The sequence below is a fragment of the Arthrobacter sp. AL12 genome (genome assembly GCF_029960645.1).
Taxonomy (GTDB): domain Bacteria; phylum Actinomycetota; class Actinomycetes; order Actinomycetales; family Micrococcaceae; genus Arthrobacter.
The window spans coordinates 56,951-82,381 of sequence record NZ_JASBQY010000010.1 but is presented as its reverse complement, the minus strand read 5'-3'; the positions used below and the strand labels follow the sequence as shown (position 1 = coordinate 82,381).

The following is a 25,431-nucleotide window of genomic DNA, read 5'->3' as shown; positions in this document are numbered from 1 at the left end:
AGCATAACCCCACTTTACTCCTGACAGGAGGCAGTCCGTGTCTGCCGCACGCCGCACCGCCGAAGCACCGGCCTCGACCGCTTCCGGAAGGCGCATTCCCGGGAAACCCGGTGCCGGCCGGCCCGGTGCGGTATCTGCTTTCATGGCGTCGGGCCTGGGCGTTGCCTTGTTTTCCTCGGCCGTGTTCGGTCTCTCGGGTTCCTTTGCCAAGGCGCTGCTGGAGACCGGCTGGACCCCCGGGGCTGCCGTCACCGCCCGCCTCACCGGGGCGGCGATCATCCTGGCCGTTCCGGCCATTCCCGCGCTGCGCGGACGCTGGCACCAGCTCAGGGACAACTGGCTCACGGTGTTGCTCTTCGGCCTCATCGGCGTCGCGGCCTGCCAGCTGTTCTACTTCAACGCGGTGGCCCGCCTGTCGGTAGGGGTCGCCCTGCTGCTGGAATACCTGGCACCCGTGATCATCGTGCTGTGGCTCTGGGCCGCGAGCCGCAAACGCCCCCGTCCCCTGACGATTGCCGGAACCCTGCTGTCCCTGGGCGGGCTGGTCCTGGTCCTGGACCTCACGGGGGCCGTCAAGATCGACCTTATCGGCGTGCTGTGGGGGATCGCGGCCGCGGTCTGCCTGGCGAGCTACTTCTTCATCACGGCGAAGGAAAACGACACCCTCCCGCCGATCGTCCTCGCCTCCGGAGGGCTCATGGTCGGCGCCGTCACCATGTGGCTTGCCGCGGCCACCGGCCTGCTGCCGATGGCCTTCAGCACGGCCGACACGCGGCTGGGCCCCTGGGTTGCCCCCTGGTGGGTGGCCCTGGGCGGACTCGTGGTGCTGGCCACCGTGCTCGCCTATGTGTCCGGCATTGTGGCGGCGCGCGCACTCGGCTCCAAAGTGGCATCCTTCGTCTCGCTGACCGAGGTCCTGTTCGCCGTCGTCTGGGCGTGGCTGCTGCTTGGTGAACTGCCGGGCCCCATCCAGCTCATGGGCGGGCTGCTGATTGTCGGCGGCGTGGTCCTGGTCCGGCTGGACGAGCTCCGGACCCCAGCCGGGGCCGGTCCGGCGTCGCTCGACCATGCGAACGACGTCGAACCCGTGCCGTAGGCAGGTTCCGACGAAACCGGCCCGGACGCTGCTGCGTCCGGGCCGGTTCGATTCTGCGGGCTTTGGCTAGCGCGAAGCGCTTTCCTGCTCGGTGGCGTTGCGGCTGGCCTGCTTGCCGGCCTCCTGCAGTGCCTGGGAGACCTTCGCCAGTGCGGCAACGTGCTGGCCATTCCATTCGCTGCGGAACTTGTCGGCGTCCGGACCCTTCCAGTCGGTGCCCTCAAGCACCTTGGTCAGCAGCGACTTCTGCTTGTCGATCTCCGACGAACCCGCCTGCAGCTTCGTCCCAAGAGTCTTGAGCTGAGCAATGTCTGCACCCCAAATAGCCATTCGAAAAATCTCCTCAAGTGATAGAACCGGACCCGGACCCATGTGGGCGCCCCCGGCGGATCCCGGCTGCTCCGGAAGATCCAATGCACCCAAACTATCCTGCCCGGCGAAAAAGTGTCGATGGGCAGCCCTCCCCATGCCCTCGATCCCTGTCGCAATGGCACCTAGCATGGAGTTATGTGCCGAAATATCCGGACCCTTCACAATTTCGAACCTCACGCCACCACCGCCGAAGTGGAGGCCGCAGCGCTGCAATACGTGCGCAAGATCAGTGGCAGCACCAAGCCGTCCAGGACCAACGAAGAGGCCTTCAACTGCGCGGTGCACGAGATTGCCCACGCGACCCAGCACCTGCTCGACTCCCTGGTGACCCATGCCCCGGCAAGGGACCGCGGGGAGGAAGCCGCCAAGGCGAAGGCCCGGGCTGCCGTCCGCTTCGGCGCGGCCTGAGCGGCACCCGGCGGGGGCCTACTTGCCGAAGCTGCGCAGCCGCAGCGAGTTGGCCACGACCAGCACGGAGCTGGCGGCCATTGCGGCGCCGGCGATCATCGGGTTGAGCAGTCCCAGGGCCGCCACCGGAATCCCGACGGCGTTGTAGAAGAAAGCCCAGAAGAGGTTCGTCTTGATGGTGGCGAGGGTCCGGCGGGACAGCTCGATCGCCTGGACAACCTGCCCCAGTTCATTGCCCATGACCGTCAGGTCAGCGGCCTCGATGGCGACGTCAGTGCCGGAGCCCATGGCGATGCCGAGGTCCGCCTGGGCCAGCGCGGCGGCGTCGTTCACGCCGTCGCCGGCCATGGCCACGGTGGCGCCGGCGGCCTGCAGTTTCCGCACGGCCTCGACCTTGCCCTCCGGCAGCACCCCGGCGTACACGTCCTCATCAGCAATGCCGACGGCGGCTGCCACCTGCGCGGCGACGGCGGCGTTGTCCCCGGTCAGAAGGATCGGCCGGAGCCCGAGCCCCCGGAGCCTCAGGATCGCGGCCGCAGAGCCCGGCTTGAGCGTGTCCCGCAGGCTGATGATTCCGGCCGGCTCCCCGTCCACGGCGAGCCAGACCGCGGTCGCCCCGGAGCCCTCGGCTTTGCCCAGGGCCGCAAGCTGCGCCGCGGTGGGGGCGATGCTGTTCTCCTGAAGCCAGCCCGTGCGGCCGGCCGTCACGAGCCGGCTCCCGACGGTACCCTGGACGCCGCCGCCGGGTGCGGAGCCGAAGCTGGCGACGGCGGGAAGGGCTGCGTCGGTGTCGCGGCGCTCCGCCGAGAGTGCCGCCGCCGCGACGGCGCGGGCGATCGGGTGTTCGGAGGCGGCCTCGACCGCACCGGCCAGGCGCAGCACCTCGGCCGGGCTGAATGTTCCGAACGCCTCGGTGCCGTCGACGGCCAGGTGCCCGCTGGTCACGGTGCCGGTCTTGTCCAGCAGGATGGTGTCAACGGTCCGGGTGTCCTCAAGGACCTGCGGGCCTTTGATCAGGATGCCCAGTTGCGCGCCCCGGCCCGTTCCGGTGAGCAGCCCCACGGGGGTGGCCAGGCCCAGGGCGCATGGGCAGGCGATGACCAGCACCGCGACGGCGGCCGTGAACGCGGCGCGCAGTGCGGCGTCGCTGATGTCCGGTCCGGCCGCCAGCAGCCAGGCGCCGAAAGTGGCTGCGGCGATGCCCAGGACCACCGGCACAAACACCGAGCTGATCCGGTCCGCAAGGCGCGCGATCGGGGCCTTGCCGGTCTGGGCCTGGGAGACCAGCCGGCCCATCTGGGCGAGGGTGGTTTCGGCGCCGACGCGCGTTGCCCGGACCAGCAGCCGGCCGGAGGTGTTGATGGTGGCGCCCGTGACCGGGCTGTCCGGGCCGACTTCCACCGGGACAGACTCGCCCGTCACCAGCGAGGCGTCGACGGCGGAGGATCCTTCCACGACGACGCCGTCGGTCGCAATTTTCTCCCCGGGGCGCACCACCACGAGGTCGCCCACGCCCAGCTGATCGGCCGGGATCTGCTGCTCCTGGCCGCCGCGGAGGACCGTGGCATCCTTGGCGCCCAGGTTCAGCAGCGCTTTGAGGGCGTCTCCGGCCTTCTGTTTGGCATTGGCCTCCAGGTACCGGCCCAGCAGCAGGAACGTGGTGACGACAGCGGCAACCTCGAAGTACAGCCCGCCGGAGGCCATTCCCTCCATGCCCTGCTGGTGGTCTGTCATCCGCGGGTCCACAATGAGCTGCCAGGCCGAGAAGGCGTAGGCCGCGGTCACGCCAATGGAGACCAGCGTGTCCATTGTGGAGGCGAGGTGCCGTGCGTTGATGGCGGCGGCCCGGTGGAACGGCCAGGCTGCCCAGGTGACCACGGGCAGTGCCAGGGCTGCCGCGACCCAGCCCCAGTTGGCGAACTGGAAGGTCGGGAACATGGAAATCAGGAACACCGGGACGGTAAGGATGGCCGCGACAATCAGGCGCGGGCGGAGCTTGGCCGCCGGGTGGGTCGCGGTGAGGTCGCCGGGCGCGTCACCCTCACGGGCCGTTTCACCTGGCCCGCCAACGGCGGCAGAATCGATTCCCGTGGCTGGGTGCAGGGGGGTGCGGATCGTGGCCTTGTAGCCTGCTGCCGCTACCGTGGCGGTGATCTGGTCGTCGGTCACGGCCGCGGGGACGGTGACGTGGGCTGATTCCAGCGGCAGGTTGACGGTGGCGGTGACGCCGTCGAGCTTGCCGAGCTTGCGTTCGACGCGGCTGACGCAGGAACCGCAGGTCATGCCCTCGATGTCGAGCTCAAGCACCCGGTTTCCGGGCTGGTCCAGCAGTTGCTCTCTACTCACGGTGTTCCCTGTCTGTCCTGGTGCTGTGCGCTGCGGGTGTGCCCTGTGGTGCTGCTCAGGTTTGGTTGGACACGACCAGGTAACCCGCTTCGGCAACGGCCTCGCCGATCTCGGCGGGCGACAGGGCGCCCGTGGAGGTAATGGTGACGGTGGAGATGCCTCCGGAGTTGAGGTCGACGACGACGGCGTCGACGCCGGCCAGGGATTCGATCTCTTCGCTGACGGAGGACACGCAGTGGCCGCAGGTCATTCCGGAAACGTTGACGGTGGTGGAAACGGTGCTCATGGCTGGCTCCTTGTGGGTGGGCTGCTTGGGGTTCGTCAGCCCGACGTGGGGTGGGTGGTGCTGCCGCTACCGCAGCAGGCGGCCGATGGCATCGGTAGCCTCTTTGACCTTGAAGTCGATGGCCTCAGCACGCAGCTTCGCGTCGGGTTCGGAGGCGGCGCCGACAACACAATGGCCGATGTGTTCCTCCACCAGTCCAAGGCTGACGGCGTGCAGGGCTTTGGTGACCGCGGCGACCTGCGTGAGGATGTCGATGCAGTACTTGTCCTCATCGACCATCCGGGCGATGCCGCGCACCTGGCCTTCGATCCGTTTCAGCCGCAGCAGGTACGCGTCCTTGTTGGCTGAGTAACCGTGCTGCTGGTGCTGCTCGGCGTCCGCGGGTTCCATGACGGGTACTTCGGGCTCGCTCATAAGCTCAACATATACCCCCATGGGGTATTCCGCAAGTACCCGACGGGGGTATCCGTGGACGTCGGATGGACAAAGTCTCCGGACACAAAAGAGCTCCGGAGTGCGTTATTGGGGGATACGCACTCCGGAGCTGTCTTTGGGTCGGCGGTCTTTGTCCCGCCTACGCGTTCAAGCATACGTGGCGGTGGGCGGAGAAAGCCAGCACCCCGAATAACAACATTCATTTTATTTTCGGGGGAGCGGCTGAGCCCCCCGAGCCGTGTCCAAGGACAGCTGGGCGGAGTGGAAAGCGAAGTGCGCCACGGGGTACGCGTAGACGTCCGCCAGGGTCATGGCCTCTTTAAAGAACGGGTCCCAGCGCGTCGGGAAGTACATCCGGCGGGCCAGGGCAGGTTCCGTCTCCCGCCGCAGCCGCCGTTCCAGCGCCGAGGTTACCCGGCGCAGGTGGGCGGCCATCCGCCGGCGGTTGAAGATCCGTGCGCCCCCCCTGGAGCCCCCGTAGTTGACGACGTCGAACGGGACGGTACCGGCGTTCAGAAGCCACGTGAAACCGCGGTTGACGGAAACAGGCAGCCTTCCGAATATCCGCACCAACGGAAGCAGGGCCAGCACCACAACGTAGCCGAACACCATGTGGTACAGCAGTTCCTCGTTGGTTCAGCGGGTGCCCCCGCTGCGGCGGTCGAGCGCGGCCGGCGATGCGGCTGCCAGGGTTGCTTCGAGCTCCGCGCAGTTGCGCCGATACGCGGCGACGACGGCTTCCCGGTCCAGCGGGTCGCTCACGCCGGCCCACAGTCAGGGGCCATGTCAGGAGCCGTTCTTGGTCCGGTGATGGGCGGTGGCCCGGACCGGAACGATGAGGATCGGATGGTCCTGATGGTGGCTCAGCCACGCGGCCACCGAACCGTTGAGGGCAGCGGACAGTCGGTGACCCAGGCCCGGTTCCGGGGTGCCCACGATGATCATCGCGGCACCCGCCTCGGCTGCGAGCCTGCCCAGCGCCCGGGCCGGGTCCCCGGCCAGCGTCCGCAGGGTCCAGTGGATGCCGAGGGCGTCGCAGGCTGAGCCGATGCTGTTCCGCAACTCCTGGGTCACGGCCCGGATTTCGGCGTTGTCAGCGTCCGGGTGCAGTGAGAGCCGGTGCGCGGACCGCGCAGGATCCCACTCCACGAGATAGCTAGCCTCATCCACATGGGCGCAGATCAGCGGCGCGGCCAGTCTCGAGGCCAGTGCGGCGGCAGCCTGCAGGACTTCGGGGCTCTGTCCCGGGAGCACGCCGACCACGAGGGGCGGCGGACCACTCGTGCGTTCGGCTGACATACTCAATTGTGGCGCCCGCGCTCCGTCGGGAACAGGGCCTTACTCCCCGGACTTTCCGCCGGCCAACGGTGCGGAATCCGTCCCTTTCGTGCCGGATGATCCCCTGCTCTCCGGGTGATGCCGCGAACCCTGCGGCGGTGCCCCGGGGGCGGTCATGGGCCGGGCCGCGCTGCGGCGTCAGTTTCCGCCGGCCCGGCCGTGGGCAAGCCCGGTGGGAAAGCCCACCAGGACCGGTTCGGGGGTGCCGCAGCAGACGCCCGCTGTCTCGACGCCAAGTTCGGTCGAAGCGGAAGGGACGTCACAGCTGGTGCCGGCGTCGGCGGAGCAGACCCCGGTCTCCGGGAGGTCGAGCTGGACGGTGTCCGCGGCCCCGCGGTCCCCGGCCAGGGCGGCGGCGACGGAGCGGACCTGCTCGTAGCCGGTGGCCAGCAGGAAGGTGGGCGCCCGGCCGTAGGATTTCATCCCGACGATGTAGAAGTCCTTGTCCGGGTGCCCCAGCAGCCCGGCGCCGTGCGGTGCGACAGTGCCGCAGGAGTGGAATTCCGGGTCGATCAGCGGACCCAGTTCGCGCGGGGCCTCGACGGCCGGATCCAGTTCCAGCCGGAGTTCGCGCAGGATGTCCAGGTCCGGGCGGAAGCCGGTGCAGGGCACGACGACGTCGGCCTCCAGGCTGAGGCCGTCGGCGGAGGTGACAGTGACGCCCGCTGCCCCCGGGGTGAGGGCGGTGGTCCCGAAGCCGGTGTGCAGTTCCACCGTGCCGGCTTCGACCAGACGCCGCACCCGGCCGCCGAGTTGGCCGCGGGCGGGCAGGCCGTCGGCGTCTCCCCCACCGTAAACCTTCGTGGCCGAGGCGCCCCTCACGGCCCAAAGGATCCTGGTGCCCGGCTCGTGCCGTGCCAGTTCCGCAAGGTTAATCAGGGTGTTGGCGGCGGAATGGCCCGCGCCCACGACGAGGACGCGCCGGCCGGCGAACCGTGCACGCTCGCGGCCCAGGACGTCCGGCAGTGCGGAGGAAATCCGATCCGCCGCGGCGGTTTCTCCGGCCGCCGGCAGTCCCGAGGTGCCGAGCGGGTTCCGGGTGCCCCAGGTGCCGGAGGCGTCAATGACCCCCGCTGCCCGGTACTCGCGGATGTCGCCGCCCGGGTGTTCGACCGTGAGCAGGAACGGCGTGGTGTCCCGGCCGCGGCTGTGCGTCTTGTCCATGCCCTGGCGGGTCACGGCCACGACGCGGGCGCCGGTGTGCAGCCGGGAGGACAGGGCCGGCAGCGCAGCCAGCGGTGCGAGGTAGGAATCGACGAGTTCGCCGCCGAACGGCAGCGCTGTGGGCCGTGGAGCTACCCACCCGGAGGCAGCGAGCAGACGCGCGGCGGCGGCGTCGATATTAAAGCGCCAGGGTGAGAAGAGGCGGACGTGGCGCCACTGCTCGACGGCGGCGCCCGCCGTCGGTCCGGCCTCAAGAATCAGCGGCTCAAGGCCGCGCTCCAGGAGGTGGGCGGCCGCGGCGAGGCCGACCGGGCCCGCCCCGATGACGGCAACGGGAAGAGTGGTGGTGACGTCCATGGTGCCCTCTGTCCGAAAAGATTGATCATGATCAATATGCCGAGTATCTCCCTCTATATCGACATCTGTCAATATGAGTGCATAATGGAGGCATGACAACACTGCAGATTGTTGAGTCCACGGCGGCAGCAGCCTGTTGCACCCCGTCCGGGATGCAGGTCCTGGGCACGGAAGAGGCGCAGGGCAAGGCCCGGCTCTTTAAGGCCCTCGCCGATCCGAACCGCCTGCGGCTGCTGTCCATCGTCAAGGCGTCCGACGGCGGCGAGGCCTGCGTCTGCGACCTCACCGAGCCGCTGGACCTTGGCCAGCCCACGGTGTCCCATCACCTTAAGATCCTCGTTGACGCGGGACTGCTGCACCGCGAAAAGCGCGGCACCTGGGCCTACTACTCACTGGTCCCCGGCGCGCTGGAGCGGACAGCGGACGTGCTCTCGGCCCTGTAGGGCCGCCAGAGCCATGCGGCCCTTGAACGGCCCCGGTGCGGGGCCTAACGTTGAAGACCTCAGGAAAGGGTGACCGCCGTGGAAATCTTCATGTGGTGGCTGGATCTGGATCTGGCGAGCAAGGAGTGGCTGCGGGAGAACTTGCGGGCCCCTGGGCTGCCGCTGGCCGTCGTGCAGGGCATTGCCGAGGCCGGCGGGCCCCACCCGGATGACGTGTCCGGGGTGCTGAACGACGCCGATTGGGACTTCATCGAGACGCAGTCCGAATTCGTCGACTGACCCGGCGCCCGGCGGGACAGCACTGAGGCGAAGCCCGCGGGAGGCGCAGGGCCGGACCAAACCGGCCTGCGAAAAACCATTGCGGGCATCCTCTGGTGATGGTTGCATAAGGGGCATGGCTACAGCACAGAGTTATGTCCTGGCGATCGGCACCAAGAAAGGCCTGTGGCTGGCGACGAGCCCGGACCGCAGGGAATGGTCACTTTCCGGCCCCCACTTCCTGATGAGTGAGGTCCCCAGCATCGGCATCGACACCCGCGACGGCCGGACCCGGATTCTCGTCGGCGTGCGTTCCGAGCACTGGGGCCCCACCGTCTTCCACTCCGATGACCTGGGCGACACGTGGAACGAGCCCGAGCAGGGCGCGATCCGCTTCCCCGAGGGCACCGATGCCGCCCTGGAACGCGTATGGCAGATCCACCCCGACGCCGAATCCCGTCCCGGGGTCGTCTGGGCCGGCTGCGAGCCGATTTCGGTCTGGAAATCGACCGACGGCGGCGAACACTTCGAGCTCAACCGCGGCCTCTGGGACCACCCGCACCGCGCCGAATGGGGGGCCGGCTACGGCGGCGCCGCGGCGCACTCCATCGTTGTCGACCACACCGGCGAGAAGGTGCACGTCGCGATGAGCACCGGCGGCGTCTACCGCTCACTCGACGGCGGCGGCTCCTGGGAGCCGCGCAACAAGGGAATCTCGGCCTATTTTATGCCTGACCCCAACCCGGAATTCGGCCAGTGTGTGCACAAGATCGCCGCTGATGCTGCCGTCGACGGCCGGCTCTACGCGCAGAACCACCACGGTGTCTACCGCAGTGACGACGACGCCGAGAGCTGGGAATCGATCGCGGAAGGCCTGCCGGCGGATTTCGGGTTCGTGATGCTGACGCATCCCCGCCGGGCCGGCACGGCGTGGGTGGTCCCGCTCAAGGCCGACGGCGAGCGGATCCCGCCGGAGGGCAAACTGGCGGTCCACCGGACCGACGACGCCGGCGCGAGCTGGCAGCGGCTGGACGTCGGGCTGCCCGGAGCGGAATTCAACTCCGTGCTGCGGGACGCCGCGTGCGTTGACGCGGCGGAACCGGCCGGCGTGTACTTCGGCACGCGCGGCGGCAGCGTCTATGCCAGTGCCGACGAGGGGGAACATTTCGCCGAGGTGGCCTCGCACCTGCCGGACGTGCTGTGCGTGCGGGCCGCGGCCGTCTCCCCGGCGCTCGTCTCCGGTTCCGCGGGACCCGGCGCCGCGGTGAGCGCCTGAGACCCGTGGCGGGGATCAGCGTGGTGCTCCCCAGCGTGCTCCAGCCGCTGGCCGGCGGGCAGTCCTTCCTGACTGCGCCCGCAGACACCGCGGTGACGGTGGAGGGGGTGCTGGACGTGGTGACCGGGCAGTACCCGGCGCTGTCGAGGCGGTTGCGGGACGAGACCGGGGCGATTCGACGCTACGTGAACATATACGTCAACGGGAATGAGATTCGCCGCCTGCAGGGCCTGGCCACCGAGGTGTCCCCGGGCCAGGAGGTCCTGATCATCCAGTCCGTCGCGGGAGGCTAGCAGTCTCAGGCGACCCGCCAGAGACTGCACTCGTCCGTGTTGACGGCTTTCCGGGTTCCGGACTGCCGGTCCAGGATCCAGACCACGCCGATTCCGGGCGCGGTCTCCTGGACACGGCCGCGGCGGATCACGACGTCGTCATAATTCGGACCGACCCTGAGGCGCGCCTCGATCTCGTCGCCCCGGTGCAGCTGATCCAGCGCGCGGATGCGGGTTACATGGGCGTTGGCTTCCTTCAACATGGCGGGGCCTCCTGGACTGGAGAAATGGTGCCTGCTCTTTGCCGGCACCTCCAGTGTCCTGCGCCAATGTTGCCGCTGCGTTTCGGCCCGGTAAGACGTGGGTAAGCATTCGACGCCGGGGCAGTTACCGGCGTCCGCGATCCGGCTGCTGGAGCCCCAGTGCCGTTGCCGGCTCACGGGATGTGGCGTTCACCCGGGCGCTGGACCCGGAACCACCGGTAGCCGTAGCGGTCCAGCTCCAGCGCGAAACCGCCGTCGTCCGCCAGCTCGATGTCCTGGCCGTCCAGCAGGTCCCGCAGGTAGGTGCCCTCGAAACCCGTCGCCGGGTCCCCCGCGGAGCTCAGGTCCGCGGCCACCGAGGTTGGCTCGGCCCCGAAGTTGTGGGCCAGGACAAGGGTCGAACCGCCCCAGGAACACCGGTGCAGGAGCACCTTGGCGGCGGGCTGTTTGATGAGTTCGAAGTCGCCCCACCCCAGTTCGGGGCTCTCCCGGTAGCGCTGGATCAGGGTGGCCATGAAGTTCCACAGTGACCCCGGGTCCCGTTTCGCCGCCGCGGCGTTGACGTTCTTCGGCCCGAAGTAGCCGTCGACCACCTGGGCCACGAGGTCCCTTGCAGGGGCGGTGGAGAATCCGCCGTTTTCGGTGTCATTCCATTGCATGGGGGACCGCACGGCCGAGCGGCCCTTCGCTGTGAGGTCCTCGCCCATGCCGATCTCCTCCCCGTAGAAGAGCACCGGGGTTCCGGGCAGCGCGAACATCAGCGAGTAGACCATGCGGATCCGGGCGGGGTCGCCGTTGAGCATGGTGGGCAGCCGGCGGCGCAGGCCGCGGCCGTACATCTGCATGTCCGCGTCCGGTCCGAACGCGGCAAAGACTTCCTCGCGTTCGGCGTCGCTGAGTTTGTCCAGGGTCAGCTCGTCGTGGTTGCGGACGAACATGGCCCACTGGTTGTCCGGGTGGATCTTCGGGCGGGAGCTGAGCGACTTGGCCAGCGGCCGCGCGTCCTCCCGGGCGAGGGACAGGTACAGGTTTTGCATGGACAGGAAGTCGAACTGCATGTTCAGCTCGTTTCCTCCCGCGCCGCCGAAGTACGTCAGCTGATCCTTATAGGGAAGATTGACCTCCCCGAGCAGCAGGCCGCTGCCGTTGCGGCGGTTGAGGAAGCTGCGGAGGGCGCTGAGGTAGTCGTGCGGGTCGATCTGTGCCGAGTCCTCCTTGGAGGTGCCCTGCAGCTCCAGGAAGAAGGGGACCGCGTCCAGCCGGAAGCCGTCCAGTCCCAGCTGCAGCCAGAATCCCATGGACTTGGCGATCTCGTCCCGTACCTTGGGGTTCGCCACATTCAGGTCCGGCTGGTGCTTGGCGAACATGTGCAGGTACCACTCGCCCGTGGCCTTGTCCTGGGTCCAGATGGAGGTCTCCTCGCCGGGGAACACCACCTGCTCCGAGGTATCCGGGGGTGTGTCCTTGCGCCAGACGTAGTAGTCGCGGAACGGGTTGTCCACCGTCTTGCGCGACTCCACGAACCAGGGGTGCTGGTCCGAGGTGTGGTTGAGGACGAAGTCCGCGATCACCCGCATGCCCCGGTCCCTCGCGGTCCGGATGAACTCCACGACGTCGCCCAGGTTGCCCAGCCGCCGGTCCACGCCGTACAGGTCCGTGACGTCGTAGCCGTCATCCTTGTCCGGGGTGGGGTAGAACGGCATCAGCCACAGGCATGTCACGCCCAAAGCCGCGAGGTAGTCCACGCGCTCAATCAGGCCGCCGAAATCTCCGGTCCCGTCGCCGTCGCCGTCGAAGAACGTCTCCGGATCCAGGCAGTAAATGACGGCGTTCTTCCACCAAAGGTCTGAGGTCTCGGCGATTCTCACAGCAGCGCCTCCCGGTCCTGGCGCGGGTTCCCGGACCCGCGGAGCTGCGGCAGGACGTGTTCCGCGAAGGTGTGGATGAAGGGCGGCTGGTCCTGCCCGACGAAATGCAGGTACAGCTCGTCGAAGCCAAGGTCGACATATTCGGCCAGCCACTGCGCGTGCTGCCCGGTGTCCGCGGAGATGTTCACGACGTTCCGGACCTGTTCATCGCCGACGGCGGCGCTGACGCCGTCGAAGTGGGCCGCCGTCGGGAGGTCCCAGGGAATGGGCGGGGAAAAGACGTTGCTGCGCCACTGGTCCACGGCAACCGCCACGGCTTCCTGCTCCGTCGGCGCCCAGGACAGGTGCACCTGCAGGATGGCGTTGCCCCTGCCGCCGGCATCCCGGTAGGCGGCGAGCATGTCCTTAAGCTTCGCGTGCGGCTGGTTGACCGTGACGAGCCCGTCCGCCCAGGCCGCCCCGCGGCGCGCTGTTTCCACGCTGACGGCCGGAGCAATCAGCGGCGGCTTGATCGCCGGCACATCCCAGATTCTGGCCTGCTGGACGGTGACCAGGCCGTCCCGGGTCACTTCCTGACCGTCGTGGAGTTCGCGGATGATCTGCACGGCCTCCTCAAGGCGCTGCTGCCGCGTCGCCTTGTCGGGCCAGGCGTCCCCGGTGATGTGCTCGTTCATGTACTCCCCGCTGCCCGGCGCCAGCCAGAACCGGCCGGGAAACATGTCCGCGAGCGTGGCCGAAGCGTGCGCGATGATGGCGGGGTGGTAGCGCTGGCCCGGCGCCGTCACGACGCCGAGGCGCAGCTTGGTGGTGGCCAGAGCGGCCCCCAGCCAGGACCAGGCGAAACCGGAATGACCCTGCCGGGCGGACCAGGGCTCGATGTGGTCCGAGCACATGGCGGCGTCGAAGCCGGCCTGCTCCGCCAGCTGCACGTCCTGGAGGAGCCGGCCGGGCCTGATCTGTTCGTGGGATGCGTGGAAACCGAGCGTAGCCATCGTTCATGTCTACCTGCGGCCCGGCCGGATGTCGAGGAAAGCCTGCCATGCGGGCCACTGGCGGGCGGCGCGGTGCCCGGCCACAATAGGGGCATGCGACTGCCGCTGATGCCCCCGATCGCGCCCATGCTGGCGAAAGCCGTGCCGTCCCTGCCCGACGGCGCGCTGATGTTCGAGCCGAAGTGGGACGGGTTCCGGTCCATCATCTTCCGCGACGGCGGGGAGGTGGAGATCGGCAGCCGCAACGGCAAGCCCCTGACCCGCTACTTCCCGGAACTGGTGGAGGCTCTGAAGGCCAACCTCCCGCCGCGCTGCGTGCTCGACGGCGAGATCATCATGGTCGGCGCCTCCGGCGACCGGCTCGACTTCGAGACCCTGCAGCAGCGGATCCACCCCGCCGTGAGCCGGGTGCGGCTGCTGGCCGAGCAGAAGCCGGCGAGTTTCGTCGCGTTCGATCTGCTGGCGCTCGACGACGAGGACCTCACCGCGCGCCCCTTCGCCGAGCGGCGCTCGGCGTTGGAACGCGTGCTTGCCGGAAGTGCGGCCCCGGTGCACCTCACCGCCGCGACGCGGGACAGGGGAACCGCCGGGGAGTGGTTCCACCAGTTCGAGGGCGCCGGGCTCGACGGGATCGTGGCCAAGCCGCTGGACGGGCCTTACCTGCCGGACAAGCGCTCCATGTTCAAGGTCAAACATGCCCGCACCGCCGACTGCGTTGTCGCCGGTTACCGGGTCCACACCTCCGGGCCGGACCGGATCGGCTCGCTGCTGCTGGGGCTCTACGACGACGCCGGCGGACTCGCGAGCCTGGGCGTGGTGGGGGCCTTCCCGATGCAGCGCCGCCAGGAGCTTTTCGAGGAGCTCCAGCCGCTCGTGACCAGCTTCGAGGAACACCCCTGGAACTGGGCCCGGCAGGAGGACGGAACCCGGACGCCGCGCAATGCCGAGGGCAGCCGCTGGAGCGGCGGCAAGGACCTTTCCTTCACCCCGCTCCGGCCGGACCGTGTGGTCGAAGTGAAATATGACCATATGGAGGGCGAACGGTTCCGCCACACGGCGCAGTTTGTCCGCTGGCGCCCGGACCGGGATCCGCGCTCCTGTACCTACGAACAGCTCGAGGAACCGGACAGCTACGATCTGGCCGCAGTGCTGGGGGCCGGCACGGCCTGACCCCGGCTTTCCCGGACCTGCCGGACCGGCCGTCCGGCGAGGCCTCCAGACGTTTCACAGACGATCGCCGTGGCGAACCCTGCCATCAGGAAGCCGAGCTGGGTTCCGACGGCCAGGCCGGAGAAGCGGACCTCGGTGCTGAACATTTCTGCGTAGAAGGCGGGCCAGACAGCGTTGGAGGCTGCATAGCCGAAGGAGAACAAGCAGATCGCGGCCAGGAACATGCGGGACGTTGCACCGCCAGCGTCGTCACGCTTGAAGGGGTGGCACACCTGGCCCCGGTTGAGGCCCCCGGCCACATCGCCCGCCTGCTGAGGAGCCTCATCAAGTGGACCGCATCCAGCGGAGCGGTCTCCAAACTCGTCGAGACCTGCAGCTACCCTCTCACAGGCATCGCCTACATCACCCGGTTTCCGGCGTATGCCACCTCGATGGGCAGGGTGCTGCTGGCGGCACTGCCGTCCGGCCAACTGCAGGACTACCTCGCCAGCACAGAGATCGGGCCGAAGTCATCTCCGCTGACCTGTCCGCCGGGTGTTAGGACAGCTCAACTGGACGGATCCGTCGCCGGTGCGGTGGAGACCGTGATGGTGACCCCGGCTTCGTCGTCAAGGATCAACAGGCGCAGGTCCTTGCCTACAAGGCAGGCATGAATGTCCTCGCTGTCCGCTGGGGCGATCTGCTCCGCCAGCCGCGTGACCGCCCGCGCCATTGCGCGGCCCCAGTCGTGGGGATCCGTGCTGGACGCTTCGGCCTCGGCCGAGTAGTTCTCGTGTGCTTCGGACATGTACTCCTGCTTCCCGCCCCTGGAGTGCGGCCTGTCAGGCTGATCCGGACAGGCAGCCGGCCCAAAATTGGTTTGGGACGGCATGCTCCAGTACTTGAGCATGGCCAGTCTAGTGACTCCGGCGCGCGGACGTCCACGCTTCACGCCCCGGCTGCGGAAGTTACGCGCGGAACCCCGCTAGGATTTCAATCCGGGACACCCCACGCCCCCAAGCCTCCTAAGGACGCCATGCCAGAGAACAATCCCGCGCCTGACAGCACCCCACAGGTTAGGCGCGCCGCTGTAGTCATCAACCCCGCCAAATCCGCCGGTTCGTCGCTCCAGGGCGCAATCCTCCGGCTGTGTGAAACGCAGGGATGGGCCGAGCCGCTCTGGCTCGAAACAACGGTCGAGGACCCGGGCACCGGCCAGGCGCGCCAGGCCCTGGAGGCCGGGGTCGACGTCGTTATTGCCGCGGGCGGCGACGGCACCGTGCGTTGCGTCGCCGAGGTGCTCGCCGGCACCGGAACACCCATGGGCCTGGTGCCGCTGGGAACCGGGAACCTCCTGGCCCGCAACCTCGGCGTTGACATCACCGATCCCGTCTCGGCCTGCTATGACGTGCTCAACGGCAGCGAAACGGCCATCGACGTAGTCAAGGCGCGGCTGAACCACTCGGACGAGGAGCAGGTGTTCCTGGTGATGGCCGGACTTGGCTACGACGCCGCGATCATGGCCGACACGGTCGATGCGCTAAAGGACCGCATGGGCTGGCTCGCGTACGTGGAGGCGGGCATCCGCAAACTCCCCGGCAAACCGGTCAAGGCCAAGATCAGCGTCGACGGCGGGGAACCCGTCCGCCGCAGGATCCGCAGCGTCATGATCGGCAACTGCGGCCGGATCATGGGCGGCGTCGAGATCTTCCCGGACGCCAGGCTCGACGATGGCGTTCTGGATCTGCTGGTCCTGGCCCCGAGCGGCCGGCTCGGCTGGCTGGGCGTTGTTGCCGGGATTTTCGGCCGGAACAAACGCGAGACCGAATCAGTGGAGTACTTCCAGGGAAAATCCGCCGAGATCACCCTGGAGCATGAGCAGGAGTTCCAGCTGGACGGTGACCACCTCGGCACCGGGACGCATCTCGCCGTGGCTGTCGAGCGGGACGCACTGAAGATCCTGATGACCACCGCTGCCCCTTAACGGCCGCCTGGAGGTCGAGTCTCCGCTGTCACCGGCCGGTGGCCGGGCTGTGCGCGAGGATCTCGGCGAGCTCGGCCAGCCGGTGGGCCCGGGCGGACTCCGCCGGGGTGAACGGTTCGCCGGGACGGACAAAGGTTAGGGGGCCGTGCCAGGCTGTCGGGACCCTCAGCACGGTTCCGTCCGGGGCCGGCGTGCCCGCAGCGGCGGCAGAAGCGGCACCCGTGCCCGGCCCGGCCTCGATCTGTGCGCGGAGCAGTTCAGCAACAGCCAGCGGCAGCTCCGCCGGGTTAGCCGCGATCCTGGCCGCGAGGCTCAGCGCCCCGGTCTGCCCGTCAGCCATGGCCAGCGCCGTGGTGGGCCAGACCTGCGGGTCTTTGCCGCCGCCGTCGCGCAGGGCCTTGAGCAGTTCCGCTTCGCCCAGCTCGCCGGGCGCGGACAGCACAAACTCATCCAGCACGCCGCCGTCGACCGGGTGGACATGGATGCTCAGGATATTGGTGTCCAGCCTGGCCAGGGACTGCGTGAGTTTCTGCAGTGACCCCGGCCGGTCCCTCAGCACGGTGCGGGCCCGCCACAGGGCCGGTGCCGCGCCGAGCCGGCGGCGGTGCCGCAGGGCGGGGGCGTGCAGCCAGCGCCGCAGCATCCGCGCCGCGGACGGCTCCGCCACCCAGATGACCAGGACGGTGGCGGTCAGCGTGAGGACCAGGACCTTAGCCACATAGGACAGGTGCGTCCCCACCACCGCCGCATGGACCACCAGCTCGATCGGCAGCATCACGGCGACGTTGGCCAGGGTCAGCCGGGTCTTGGTCGGTTCGGGCATCAGGCCGCAGACTTCGCAGCTCAGTTCGGAGGCGGCCGGGTGCTGTGTTCCGCCATGATTTCTGCCACGGGCTGAGCGCTTCATGGGTCCCATCATGTCGGGCGGCTGTTACAGGCCTATTGCCGGCCGGTGACAATTCCGTTCAGACTAGCGGCTGCGCCCGACGGCGGCCCCGCCGGTCTGCTTGACGGCGCTCCCGCCGGTCGGAGCGCCGGTGCGGTCCAGGACCTGTTCTGCGTCCCGGGCCAGGGGGTGGCCGGGCGTCCGCCCGGTGTCCGCGCCGGCCAGCTGGGCCAGCAGGTCACGGATTTCGGCCAGCAGCGCGGTGTCCGTCGGGAGCGGCTTTTCTTCCGGCTCCGCTGTGGCGAGGCGCTTCTTGACCAGATGGTTGATCCGGTTCATCGGCGCCACGAAGATGAAGTAGACGACCCCGGCCGTGATCATGAACGTGACGAAGGCCGTGATGACCGCGCCGAAGTTGAGGAAGGTCTTCTCGTTCCCCGGCCAGATGGGAAAGCCCAGCCCGTTGGTCTCGACCCCGCCGGCCGCGGCGATGATCGGGTTCACGATGTTTGAGGTGAACGCGCCGACCAGGGCGGTGAAAGCGGTGCCGACAACGACGGCGATGGAAAGTTCGATCACGTTGCCGCGCAGGATGAAGTCCTTGAATCCTTTGAGCATGGGTCCTCCAGTGTGCCTTGATGTAGTTCTGTGTGCCGTGTCCCGGGCGTGAGGAACAACCGCTAGACGCTATCACTTCCGCGGCCTGGTCTCCGGTCTGGTCTCCGGCTTCCTCTCCCGACGCCGGCTTCGCGCCCGCAGCCGGCCCGCAGCAGCACCTCGGGACACGGCGCCGGGTCCAAGGTCCCTGTCGATCGCCCGGCCGGTCCCCGAAGCTAGATCGCCCGGCCGGTCCCCGAAGCTAGGCTGGACAAAACATAGCGGCGGGGACTGTTGGTGGAAGAAGTACAGACACAAACGAGGGATGTGCTGGACGTCAGCGGACTCGTCAGGCGCTACGGGGAGCTGACCGCCGTCGACGGCGTTTCCTTCCACATCCGCACCGGCGAAACCTACGGGCTGCTGGGACCCAACGGCGCCGGCAAGACCACCATCATCTCCATGGTCGCGGGGCTGATCCCCGCCAACGAGGGAACTGTCCGCGTGGCGGGCCGGACCATGACCCCGTCCGAGACGGAGGCCAAGCGGAATATCGGCCTGGTCCCGCAGGATCTGGCCATCTACCCGGACGACGGTCGGGGTGGATCCGCAGTCCCGCAACGCCATCCTCGAATCCGTGGAGAGGCTCTCCGGCGAAGGCATGGCGGTGCTCTACACCACGCACTACATGGAGGAGGCCGAGCGGCTCTGCGACCGGATTGCGATCATTGACGAGGGCCGGATCCAGGCCGAGGGCACCCGGCCGTGCAGCACGTCGACAACGACGGGGCCGGGCTGATCCTCACCGTCAGCGACGGACCCACCGCACTCGCAGGGATCCTGACCGGAGCCGGTCACGCCGGAATGTCCGTCACATCGGTGGAGATTGTCCGGCCCGACCTGGAGTCCGTGTTCCTGCACCTGACCGGCAAAGCGCTGAGGGACTGAGATGCGCGGACTGTGGACCATGGTCGCGAATGACCTGCGCCAGCGCATCCGGGACAAGTCCGTCTTCATCTTCTCCCTCATCGTCCCGCTCGCCCTGATGGGGGTGTTGAGCCTGGTGTTCGGCGGACTCGGCGAGGACACCGTTGAGCTGCAGCCGGCCACCGTCGTCGCCAGCGCGGACGACGCCGACCAGCTGGGCGCCGCACTGCTCGGCGCCATTGATTCACTCGAAATCATGGACGTCACCATCAAGCGGGTCCCCGCCGCGGACGTCCGCCACGAAATCCAGGCTAGCGGCGCCGACCTCGGCATCATCATTCCCGAGGGTTTCAGCACCGCGGTGCTCTCCGGACGGGCGGCGTCGGTCCAGCTGGTCGAGGGGGACAACGCCTCGCTGGAATCCGGCGTGCTGATCTCTGTGGTGCAGGGGGTCGTGGACCAGTTCGCCGCCGGCACGGTGACCGCCGCCGGCGGCCTTTCCGGGCTGCCGCCGCAGGACCTCGAGGCGCTTGCCCGGCAGGCCGCGGCCGGACCGGCCCTGCTCACCCTCACCGAAGGTCAGGCCGCCGCCGAACAACTTTCGCTCCGCGGCACGCTCGTGGCGGGCCAGGCCGGGCTGTTCCTGATATTCACCGTCGGATTCGGTGTGCTGGGGCTGCTCGCGGAGCGGGAACAGGGCACCCTGGCCCGGCTGCGGTCGATGCCGGTCACCGGCGGCGCCGTGATCGCGGCCAAGGCCTGCACCGGCTTCATCCTGGGCGGCGTTGCCACCACCGTCCTGCTCACCGCCGGCTCCCAGCTGTTCGGCGTTTCCTTCGGCTCCCCGCTCGTGGTGGCCGCGCTGATTCTGAGCGTCGTGACGGCGGCCACCAGCCTCACGTTCGTCGTCACCCGGCTGGTTAGGACGGCGGAGCGGGCCAACGTGGCGCAGTCCATTCTGGCGATGGTGCTGGGGATCGCGGGCGGCGCCTTCTTTCCGGTCGACGGCACGGGATTCGCCGCAACGCTCCTGGACCTCAATCCCATCGGCGCGTTCATCCGGGGTCTCGGGATCTCGGCCGGGGCGGAAGCCTCGGGGACGTGGCGGGGCTGGTCGCGGTCATGCTGGCCTTCGCCGCGGCCGGGCTGCTCATCTCTCGCTTCCTCCCGGACCGGGTGGCGCAGGCATGAGCGCCGTGGTCGCGATCGCCACCGTGGAACTGCGTCGCTTTCTGCGGGACAAGTCGAACCTCTTCTTCGTCTTCATCTTTCCGCTCATGCTCATCCTGCTGCTCGGTTCGCAGTTCGGTGCCGGCAGCGGCCAGCCCCGGGTGACCATCGCCGGACCCGGCAGCACACTCGCCCAGACCCTGACCGCGGAGCTGGTGTCGGCCGGCGTGCAGGCGGTGGGCCTGGACCGGAGCCAGCTCGCTGCCCTCACCGGCGCCGGAATCCCGAAGGATCAGGCCCGCCCCGCCCTGGACCAGGCCGCCGCGCAGGTGGCGGCGCCGACGGTGGAGATCGTGGACACCGGCGACGTTGTGCAGGAGTTCCGGGGGTGGGGGAAGTTCGATCTCGGCGCCTCGCAGCAGCTGTTGCTTTTTGTCTTCCTCAGTTCACTCACCGGTGCGGCCACGCTGATCCAGGCGCGGCGGTTAGGTGTCGTGGGCCGGGTCATGTCCGCCCCGGTGTCCAGCGGCCAGATCGTGGCGGGGCAGGGGCTGGGACGCTTCGCCATCGCCTTCGTCCAGGGCGGATTCATCATGGTCGGCACCGCGGTGCTGTTCGGCGTCGACTGGGGCAACCTGTGGCTCTCCGCGCTCGTGCTGGTGCTTTTCTGCGCCGCCTCGGCCGCCGCAGCGATGATGGTCGGTTCGGTGATGGACAACGACACCGCCGCCGCCGGCGTGGGTGTGGGCGCCGGACTGGTCCTGGCGGGCCTGGGCGGCTGTACGGTGCCGCCCGAGTTCTTCCCGGAAGCGCTGGACGCGATCTCGTTCGCCACACCGCACCGCTGGGCCTATGAGGCGTTCGCCTCCATCCAGCGCCACGACGGCACCCTGGGTGACGTCCTGGCCGAACTGGGTGTGCTTGCCGGCATGGCCGCGGCACTGCTCGTGCTGGGCGCCTGGCTCCTGCGGCGAAGCCTCAACCGGGCCCTGTAGCGCCGCGCCCTCCGGGGCCGGCGGGGGCGCCGGCGGCCAAGAGTGGAAAGCAGGATCCTGCACCTCAGAGGCGACGGCGTCGAACTCAAGGAGGGGCCGGTCATCGACAAGACGGTCCTGAAGTTCCGCAGCTTCGTTCACGCCCCGATGCGCCACGGCTGGCTGTTCCTCGCCAGCGACGCCGCCCACACCGTCCCGCCGACCGGGGACGTCCGTGCCGCACACGCCGGCCGGCGCCGACGACTTCGCCCGCGCCCGCCAGCTCGGCGAGCTTAACGCGGTGGTGTCCTCCCGCCACGGCCGGGCCTACCTCGCCGAGGCCTACACCGGCTGCCGGGCGCACACTGACATCGGGCGCGCGCTAGGGGACGCGCACCGATTCGGCCGGCGCGGCCTCGACCAGGGCCGGCGCCGTGGTCCTCTTGTCACCCGTGCCTGCCCCCGCGGCTTTGGCGGACTTCCGGCCCGCGCGGCCGTAGACCAGATACATCGTCACACCCGTGATGACCATGAGCAGCACCGTGTAGACAAAGGTGTTGGAGACCCCGTCGACGCCCTCGGCGCCGTCAGTGTTGGCCTTGATCACCAGGCCCAGGGGCTGGTACAGCGGGTGGGCCAGGAAGATGGCGGTGTCGTAGTCGTCCAGCATGCTGTTGAAGTTGAGCGCCGCGATCGCCGCGGCTGCCGGCAGGACGATCGGCAGCAGGATCCGGCGGAACACGTACAGCGTCTTGGCGCCCATAATGTTGGCGGCTTCCTCGAGCGAGGAGTTGACCGATGTGAAGGAGGCCTTGAGCATCCGCAGGGTGAACGGGATCTTGACGGTCACAAAGGCGATGAGCAGGATCACCGTGGTCCCGGTCAGGACGGCGCCGCCCACCAGCGGGTTCGGATGGTCGTAGCTGAGGATCAGGCCCAGGGCGAGCAGGGCGGAGGGGAGGATCCACGGGATGTGGAGGAGGTACTCCACGACCGCCGTCACCCAGTTGCGGTACTTCTGCAGGAGCCGGGCCACGAAGAGCAGGCCGCCGACGGCGATCAGCGCGGCCAGCGCGCTGTAGACGATGCTGATGATGAACGGCCGCAGGCCCGAGGGCTGGGTGAGGACCCGGATGTAGTTGTCGAAGGTCAGGCTCCCCGGCAGCAGCTGGCCGGTCTGGATCGCGGCGCCGTCGGCAAAGGAGTACAGCACGATCAGCACCACGGGCAGCGTGTAGACGGCGAACAGCAGGTACGCGGCGGTGTGGACCACAGCGTTGGCCACGGGGTTGCGGATTTGCTGCTTCTGCAATCCGGAAGAGACCTTTGAGACCGAGAAGTACGTTCCGCCCTTTTCCAGCCGGGTCATGACCGCCAGCATCAGGATGGTGGCCACACCGAGGATCACGGCCAGCAGGGCGGCGAGGTCCCTCGACGTCGGGCTGTTGCTGAAGGTGAGGATCATTGGCGTGATGGTCTGGAACTCCCGGCCGCCGAGGACCTGCGGCGCGCTGAGGGCCCCCAGACCGGTCAGGAACGAGAGGACGGTGACGGCGAAGAGCGTCGGCTTGAGCATCGGCAGGACGATCCGCCGGAGGATGGTCCAGGTCGAGGCCCCCATGTTCCGGGCCGCCTCGATGGTCTGGTAATCCACGCCCTTCAGCGCGTTGGTGACGAACAGCATGTGGTTCGTCGTGGTGGCGAACGTCATGACGGCCAGGACGGGAAAGAAACCGGAAAACCAGCCGGGATCCATGCCGGGAAACAGCCCCACCAGGAAACCGGTCACGATGCCCTTGTCCCCGTAGATGAACTTGTAGCCGGCCGCCAGCACAATGCCGCCGTAGATGAACGTGGTGGCGTAGCCGAGAAACAGGACCCTTGAGCCGCGGATCCTGAAGTACTGGGTCACCAGCACAATGAAGATTCCCACCACGTTGACCGTGATGGACAGGGCGACGGCCAGCAGGAAACTGTTGCCCAAGGCTTTCATGGCCCGCTGGGAGGAGAAGAGCTTTTCGGCGGCGCGCCCGGAGAAGCTCCCGTCGGGGAAGAAGGTCTGGATCAGCACATTGGCATTGGGCCAGACGAGAAAAGCCGCAATGAACCAGGTCAGCGCGACACCGACGATCAGGACTGCGGGGGAGCGGAGCATGCTCCGGATGCTCCCGCCGTTCGAGCCGCCCGCAGTGCTCACAGGCTGGTCACTTCCTGCAGGCGGTTTCGGAGTGAGACACCCGTTTCCGGGTGGTACTGAAGGACGTGGGCGGGCTGGACATACACCGTGGCCTGGCTGCCCGTGGCGGGGTGGGTCCCGCCGTCTTCCTTGACCAGCAGCCGGATATCGGCGTCGTGGCAGCGGACGATGAACCGGCTGTGCAGTCCGTGATAGGTCTTCGAGACGACGGTTCCCCGCACCGGGACGGCGGAGCCGTTGCCGGCGGCCGGATCCAGCGATGCCTTTTCCACGCGAAGGTACGAGTTGGCCGTCGGATCGAGGACGTGGCTTGACTGCCGGTTCAGCTCACCGACGAACCCGGCCGTCAGGCGTGAACCGTCCCCGATGAAATTGCAGACGAACTCTGTGGCGGACTCGTCGTAGATGCTTTGCGGAGTGCCAATCTGCTCCACCACCCCGTTGTTGAAGACGGCCACCCGGTCACTCATCGCCAGGGCCTCGTCCTGGTCATGGGTGACGTAGACCGTGGTGATGCCGAATTCGCTTTGGAGATCCTTGAGCTGCTGCCGGAGTTGGTGGCGAAGCTTGGCGTCCAAATTGGAGAGCGGCTCGTCGAGCAACAGGATCTTGGGCTGCAACACCAGCGCCCTGGCGACGGCGACGCGTTGCTGCTGACCGCCGGAGAGTTCCGCCACGTTCTTGCGCAGCTGGTCCTCGGACAGGTCAACCCGCCGGGCGATATCGCGGACAAGGCGGTCACTTTCGGCCGGCTTCTCCTTACGCACGCGGAGGCCGAAGGCGATGTTCTCCCACACGCTCATGCTGGGGAACAGGGCATAGTTCTGGAACACCATGCCGACCTGGCGCTTGTCGCTCGGCAGCCGGGTGACGGCCTTGCCGTCGACGTAGACCTCGCCGGCGGACGGCTCTATGAATCCCGCGAGGGTGCGGAGCGCGGTTGTCTTTCCGCAGCCCGAGGGTCCAAGCAGCGTGAAGAATTCACCCGGTTCCACCTGGAGATCAAGGTTGGGGATGGCGGTGAAGTCGCCGAAGGTGACTTCGATGTTCTCGAAACGGATCATGGCAACCTGTCGTGTGCTGGCGGCGGAGCGGGGGTCCAACTGGAAAGGCGCGGGCTGCTGCCGGCTGGCCGGCTGCAGCCCGCGCACGGGTCAGCTCATGTATTCCAGTTCGATCTTTTCGACCCAGGCGCCCATGTTCTCCTGCACGAAGTTCCAGTCAATGTCCTGCTGTTTGAGCGTGTTGAAGAATTCAACGACCTGGGGCTTGGCCGTGGCCGCAGCTGCCTTGTTCACCGGCATGGAGTTGAACTGCTGGGACCACTCACCCTGGGTCTTCGCGCTGCCGAACCAGTCGATGAACTTGAGGGCCTCATCCTGCTTGTCCGTTCCGTTGACCAGGGCCACCTGCTCGATCGCCAGCGGCACGCCAACGGACGGCATCACGGTCGCCACGTCGACGCTGAACGACTTTTCACGTTCGACGATGATCGAGGAGGGCATCTGCCCCATGTCCGTGTCCCCCGCGGCGATGCGGGCGAAGAGGTCGGTCTTGGCCACTGCCGGTGTTCCGTTCTTGAAGTACGCCTCGACCTGCTTCCACCCCTCGTCCGAGACGCCCAGGTCGCCGCCGTCGTCCTTGTAGCGCGTCAGGATGCCGGCGAAGACGAGCTGCGCGGTGGCCGTCCCGAGGCCGGTGACCCGCTCGTAGCGGCCCTTGAACTTGTCCTGGGTCCACAGATCGGTCCAATCCTTGGGGGCCTCGTCCGCGCTGAACTTCTCCGTGTTGTAACCGAGGAGGATGGCCTGCTGGACCAGCGGCCAGTAGGCCTTGCTGTCGGACCGGTCACCCTTGGCGGTGTCGACTTCCGCGGACCAGGCGGGAGTGAACGGTGCGATGGCACCTGCCGCCTTGACCTGCTCGAAGTACATGTTGTTGAGCCCGAAGGCGACGTCCGCGATCGGATTGTTCTTCTCCGCAATCAGCTTGTTGGTGGCATCCGCGCCGCCGGCGCCGACGATTTCGATCTTGAAGCCCGCTTCCGCCGCCTTCTTCGTCAGCCATTCGCCGCGGCCTTCACCGTTGGAATTGGTGTAGACGACCAGGGTCTCGCCCGAGGGCGCTCCCGAAGGGGCGACGGCGGAGGGCCCGGAAGCTGCTTGGGACGCGGTGGGGGCTGCGGCGCCCGCGCCACAACCGGAAAGAAGGGCAACGGCGACGGCGCCGGCAACCATGGTTTTCAATCTGCGCACGAGTGAGACTCATTCCTGAACGGGGCCAGATGGCATTTGTCCGGTCAGCCTATAGCGGGCGGCGCCGGATTGAGCGGTATTGGCTATCAAATTGATGAAATAGCCTGACCTTGGCCAC

At 68.1% G+C, this 25,431-nt stretch carries 27 protein-coding genes and 5 pseudogenes; 15 read left to right on the top strand and 17 right to left on the bottom strand.

The annotated features are described in order from the left end of the window. The first annotated feature begins 142 nt into the window (after window positions 1-142). A complete protein-coding gene (locus tag QK291_RS12420; protein ID WP_282382356.1) occupies window positions 143-1,096 on the top strand; it encodes an EamA family transporter in 954 nt (317 codons plus the stop codon). Between the two features lie 66 nt (window positions 1,097-1,162). Here the strand turns inward: QK291_RS12420 and QK291_RS12415 are convergent, their stop codons facing one another. After that, complete coding sequence (locus tag QK291_RS12415; protein ID WP_056432770.1) at window positions 1,163-1,426, bottom strand: hypothetical protein; 264 nt, start codon at window positions 1,424-1,426, stop codon at window positions 1,163-1,165. A gap of 177 nt (window positions 1,427-1,603) precedes the next feature. Between QK291_RS12415 and QK291_RS12410 the strand changes: the two genes are divergently transcribed. Next, entirely contained in the window at window positions 1,604-1,876 is a 273-nt protein-coding gene (locus QK291_RS12410; protein WP_282382273.1) for a DUF2277 domain-containing protein, read from the top strand. Between the two features lie 18 nt (window positions 1,877-1,894). On the opposite strand, the gene QK291_RS12405 is transcribed toward QK291_RS12410, so the two are convergent. The 6 genes from QK291_RS12405 to QK291_RS12380 all read right to left on the bottom strand — a co-directional run bounded on the left by QK291_RS12405 (window position 1,895) and on the right by QK291_RS12380 (window position 7,802). Continuing rightward, window positions 1,895-4,222 carry a heavy metal translocating P-type ATPase gene (locus QK291_RS12405; protein ID WP_282382271.1) on the bottom strand — a complete coding sequence of 776 codons (2,328 nt, stop codon included), beginning with the start codon at window positions 4,220-4,222 and terminating at the stop codon, window positions 1,895-1,897. Window positions 4,223-4,277: 55 nt separating this feature from the next. After that, a complete protein-coding gene (locus QK291_RS12400) occupies window positions 4,278-4,508 on the bottom strand; it encodes a heavy-metal-associated domain-containing protein (RefSeq protein ID WP_282382269.1) in 231 nt (76 codons plus the stop codon). A 66-nt stretch (window positions 4,509-4,574) separates the two neighbouring features. After that, window positions 4,575-4,922 carry a metal-sensitive transcriptional regulator gene (locus QK291_RS12395; RefSeq protein WP_282382267.1) on the bottom strand — a complete coding sequence of 116 codons (348 nt, stop codon included), beginning with the start codon at window positions 4,920-4,922 and terminating at the stop codon, window positions 4,575-4,577. Window positions 4,923-5,147: 225 nt separating this feature from the next. After that, window positions 5,148-5,555 carry a hypothetical protein gene (locus QK291_RS12390; protein ID WP_282382266.1) on the bottom strand — a complete coding sequence of 136 codons (408 nt, stop codon included), beginning with the start codon at window positions 5,553-5,555 and terminating at the stop codon, window positions 5,148-5,150. Window positions 5,556-5,729: 174 nt separating this feature from the next. Next, a complete protein-coding gene (locus tag QK291_RS12385) occupies window positions 5,730-6,242 on the bottom strand; it encodes a universal stress protein (protein ID WP_282382263.1) in 513 nt (170 codons plus the stop codon). 177 nt (window positions 6,243-6,419) lie between these two features. Continuing rightward, a complete protein-coding gene (locus QK291_RS12380; protein ID WP_282382259.1) occupies window positions 6,420-7,802 on the bottom strand; it encodes an FAD-dependent oxidoreductase in 1,383 nt (460 codons plus the stop codon). Window positions 7,803-7,894: 92 nt separating this feature from the next. Between QK291_RS12380 and QK291_RS12375 the strand changes: the two genes are divergently transcribed. The 4 genes from QK291_RS12375 to QK291_RS12360 all read left to right on the top strand — a co-directional run bounded on the left by QK291_RS12375 (window position 7,895) and on the right by QK291_RS12360 (window position 10,072). Further along, the gene (locus QK291_RS12375) at window positions 7,895-8,245 is read left to right on the top strand and encodes a metalloregulator ArsR/SmtB family transcription factor (protein ID WP_282382257.1); all 351 of its coding nucleotides are present in this window, start codon (window positions 7,895-7,897) and stop codon (window positions 8,243-8,245) included. Between the two features lie 78 nt (window positions 8,246-8,323). Then, window positions 8,324-8,524: a hypothetical protein gene (locus QK291_RS12370; protein WP_282382254.1), complete on the top strand. Its 201-nt coding sequence runs from the start codon at window positions 8,324-8,326 to the stop codon at window positions 8,522-8,524. Between the two features lie 106 nt (window positions 8,525-8,630). Beyond that, window positions 8,631-9,779, top strand: a complete 1,149-nt coding sequence (locus QK291_RS12365) for an exo-alpha-sialidase (protein ID WP_282382354.1) — start codon at window positions 8,631-8,633, stop codon at window positions 9,777-9,779. Between the two features lie 5 nt (window positions 9,780-9,784). Beyond that, complete coding sequence (locus QK291_RS12360; protein WP_282382251.1) at window positions 9,785-10,072, top strand: MoaD/ThiS family protein; 288 nt, start codon at window positions 9,785-9,787, stop codon at window positions 10,070-10,072. 5 nt (window positions 10,073-10,077) lie between these two features. On the opposite strand, the gene QK291_RS12355 is transcribed toward QK291_RS12360, so the two are convergent. The 3 genes from QK291_RS12355 to QK291_RS12345 all read right to left on the bottom strand — a co-directional run bounded on the left by QK291_RS12355 (window position 10,078) and on the right by QK291_RS12345 (window position 13,174). Further along, window positions 10,078-10,314, bottom strand: a complete 237-nt coding sequence (locus tag QK291_RS12355; protein ID WP_282382248.1) for a hypothetical protein — start codon at window positions 10,312-10,314, stop codon at window positions 10,078-10,080. 173 nt (window positions 10,315-10,487) lie between these two features. Continuing rightward, a complete protein-coding gene (locus tag QK291_RS12350; RefSeq protein ID WP_282382246.1) occupies window positions 10,488-12,182 on the bottom strand; it encodes an alpha-amylase family protein in 1,695 nt (564 codons plus the stop codon). Beyond that, a complete protein-coding gene (locus QK291_RS12345; RefSeq protein WP_282382244.1) occupies window positions 12,179-13,174 on the bottom strand; it encodes a TIGR03885 family FMN-dependent LLM class oxidoreductase in 996 nt (331 codons plus the stop codon). Before QK291_RS12345 ends, QK291_RS12350 begins: the two co-directional genes overlap by 4 nt. A gap of 93 nt (window positions 13,175-13,267) precedes the next feature. On the opposite strand from QK291_RS12345, the gene QK291_RS12340 reads away from it, so the two are divergent. Next, window positions 13,268-14,344 carry an ATP-dependent DNA ligase gene (locus tag QK291_RS12340; RefSeq protein WP_282382242.1) on the top strand — a complete coding sequence of 359 codons (1,077 nt, stop codon included), beginning with the start codon at window positions 13,268-13,270 and terminating at the stop codon, window positions 14,342-14,344. Window positions 14,345-14,403: 59 nt separating this feature from the next. Here the strand turns inward: QK291_RS12340 and QK291_RS12335 are convergent. Next, a pseudogene (locus QK291_RS12335) lies at window positions 14,404-14,568 on the bottom strand (MFS transporter); the annotation flags it as partial. A gap of 180 nt (window positions 14,569-14,748) precedes the next feature. Here QK291_RS12335 and QK291_RS12330 point away from each other — a divergent pair. Further along, window positions 14,749-14,850: pseudogene (locus QK291_RS12330) on the top strand (IclR family transcriptional regulator C-terminal domain-containing protein); the annotation flags it as partial. Between the two features lie 41 nt (window positions 14,851-14,891). On the opposite strand, the gene QK291_RS12325 reads toward QK291_RS12330, so the two are convergent. Continuing rightward, window positions 14,892-15,131 carry a hypothetical protein gene (locus QK291_RS12325; protein WP_282382362.1) on the bottom strand — a complete coding sequence of 80 codons (240 nt, stop codon included), beginning with the start codon at window positions 15,129-15,131 and terminating at the stop codon, window positions 14,892-14,894. Between the two features lie 228 nt (window positions 15,132-15,359). Here QK291_RS12325 and QK291_RS12320 point away from each other — a divergent pair, with 228 nt between their 5' ends. Then, window positions 15,360-16,307 (top strand): diacylglycerol kinase family protein, encoded by a 948-nt coding sequence (locus QK291_RS12320; protein ID WP_282382240.1) that lies wholly within the window; start codon window positions 15,360-15,362, stop codon window positions 16,305-16,307. A 28-nt stretch (window positions 16,308-16,335) separates the two neighbouring features. On the opposite strand, the gene QK291_RS12315 is transcribed toward QK291_RS12320, so the two are convergent. Together QK291_RS12315 and mscL are read right to left on the bottom strand one after the other, a co-directional pair. Further along, window positions 16,336-17,214, bottom strand: a complete 879-nt coding sequence (locus tag QK291_RS12315) for an amino acid-binding protein (protein WP_282382239.1) — start codon at window positions 17,212-17,214, stop codon at window positions 16,336-16,338. Window positions 17,215-17,277: 63 nt separating this feature from the next. After that, window positions 17,278-17,811 (bottom strand): large conductance mechanosensitive channel protein MscL, encoded by a 534-nt coding sequence (mscL, locus tag QK291_RS12310; protein ID WP_282382238.1) that lies wholly within the window; start codon window positions 17,809-17,811, stop codon window positions 17,278-17,280. 276 nt (window positions 17,812-18,087) lie between these two features. Here mscL and QK291_RS12305 point away from each other — a divergent pair. From QK291_RS12305 to QK291_RS12280, 6 genes and pseudogenes are all read left to right on the top strand, one after another. Further along, a pseudogene (locus QK291_RS12305) lies at window positions 18,088-18,366 on the top strand (ATP-binding cassette domain-containing protein); the annotation flags it as partial. Window positions 18,367-18,391: 25 nt separating this feature from the next. Further along, the gene (locus QK291_RS12300; protein ID WP_282382360.1) at window positions 18,392-18,589 is read left to right on the top strand and encodes a hypothetical protein; all 198 of its coding nucleotides are present in this window, start codon (window positions 18,392-18,394) and stop codon (window positions 18,587-18,589) included. After that, complete coding sequence (locus QK291_RS12295) at window positions 18,556-18,738, top strand: hypothetical protein (RefSeq protein ID WP_282382236.1); 183 nt, start codon at window positions 18,556-18,558, stop codon at window positions 18,736-18,738. Before QK291_RS12300 ends, QK291_RS12295 begins: the two co-directional genes overlap by 34 nt. Before the next feature lies 1 nt (window position 18,739). Further along, window positions 18,740-19,726, top strand: a pseudogene (locus QK291_RS12290) (ABC transporter permease); the annotation flags it as partial. A gap of 178 nt (window positions 19,727-19,904) precedes the next feature. Further along, entirely contained in the window at window positions 19,905-20,882 is a 978-nt protein-coding gene (locus QK291_RS12285; RefSeq protein WP_282382234.1) for an ABC transporter permease, read from the top strand. Window positions 20,883-20,945: 63 nt separating this feature from the next. Then, a pseudogene (locus tag QK291_RS12280) lies at window positions 20,946-21,213 on the top strand (FAD-dependent monooxygenase); the annotation flags it as partial. A gap of 30 nt (window positions 21,214-21,243) precedes the next feature. On the opposite strand, the gene QK291_RS12275 reads toward QK291_RS12280, so the two are convergent. From QK291_RS12275 to QK291_RS12265, 3 genes are all read right to left on the bottom strand, one after another. Continuing rightward, on the bottom strand, window positions 21,244-23,016 hold the full coding sequence (locus QK291_RS12275; RefSeq protein ID WP_282382352.1) for an iron ABC transporter permease: 1,773 nt from the start codon (window positions 23,014-23,016) through the stop codon (window positions 21,244-21,246). Window positions 23,017-23,054: 38 nt separating this feature from the next. Beyond that, a complete protein-coding gene (locus QK291_RS12270; protein ID WP_282382233.1) occupies window positions 23,055-24,122 on the bottom strand; it encodes an ABC transporter ATP-binding protein in 1,068 nt (355 codons plus the stop codon). 90 nt (window positions 24,123-24,212) lie between these two features. Then, on the bottom strand, window positions 24,213-25,313 hold the full coding sequence (locus tag QK291_RS12265; RefSeq protein ID WP_282382232.1) for an extracellular solute-binding protein: 1,101 nt from the start codon (window positions 25,311-25,313) through the stop codon (window positions 24,213-24,215). Window positions 25,314-25,431 lie beyond the last annotated feature (118 nt).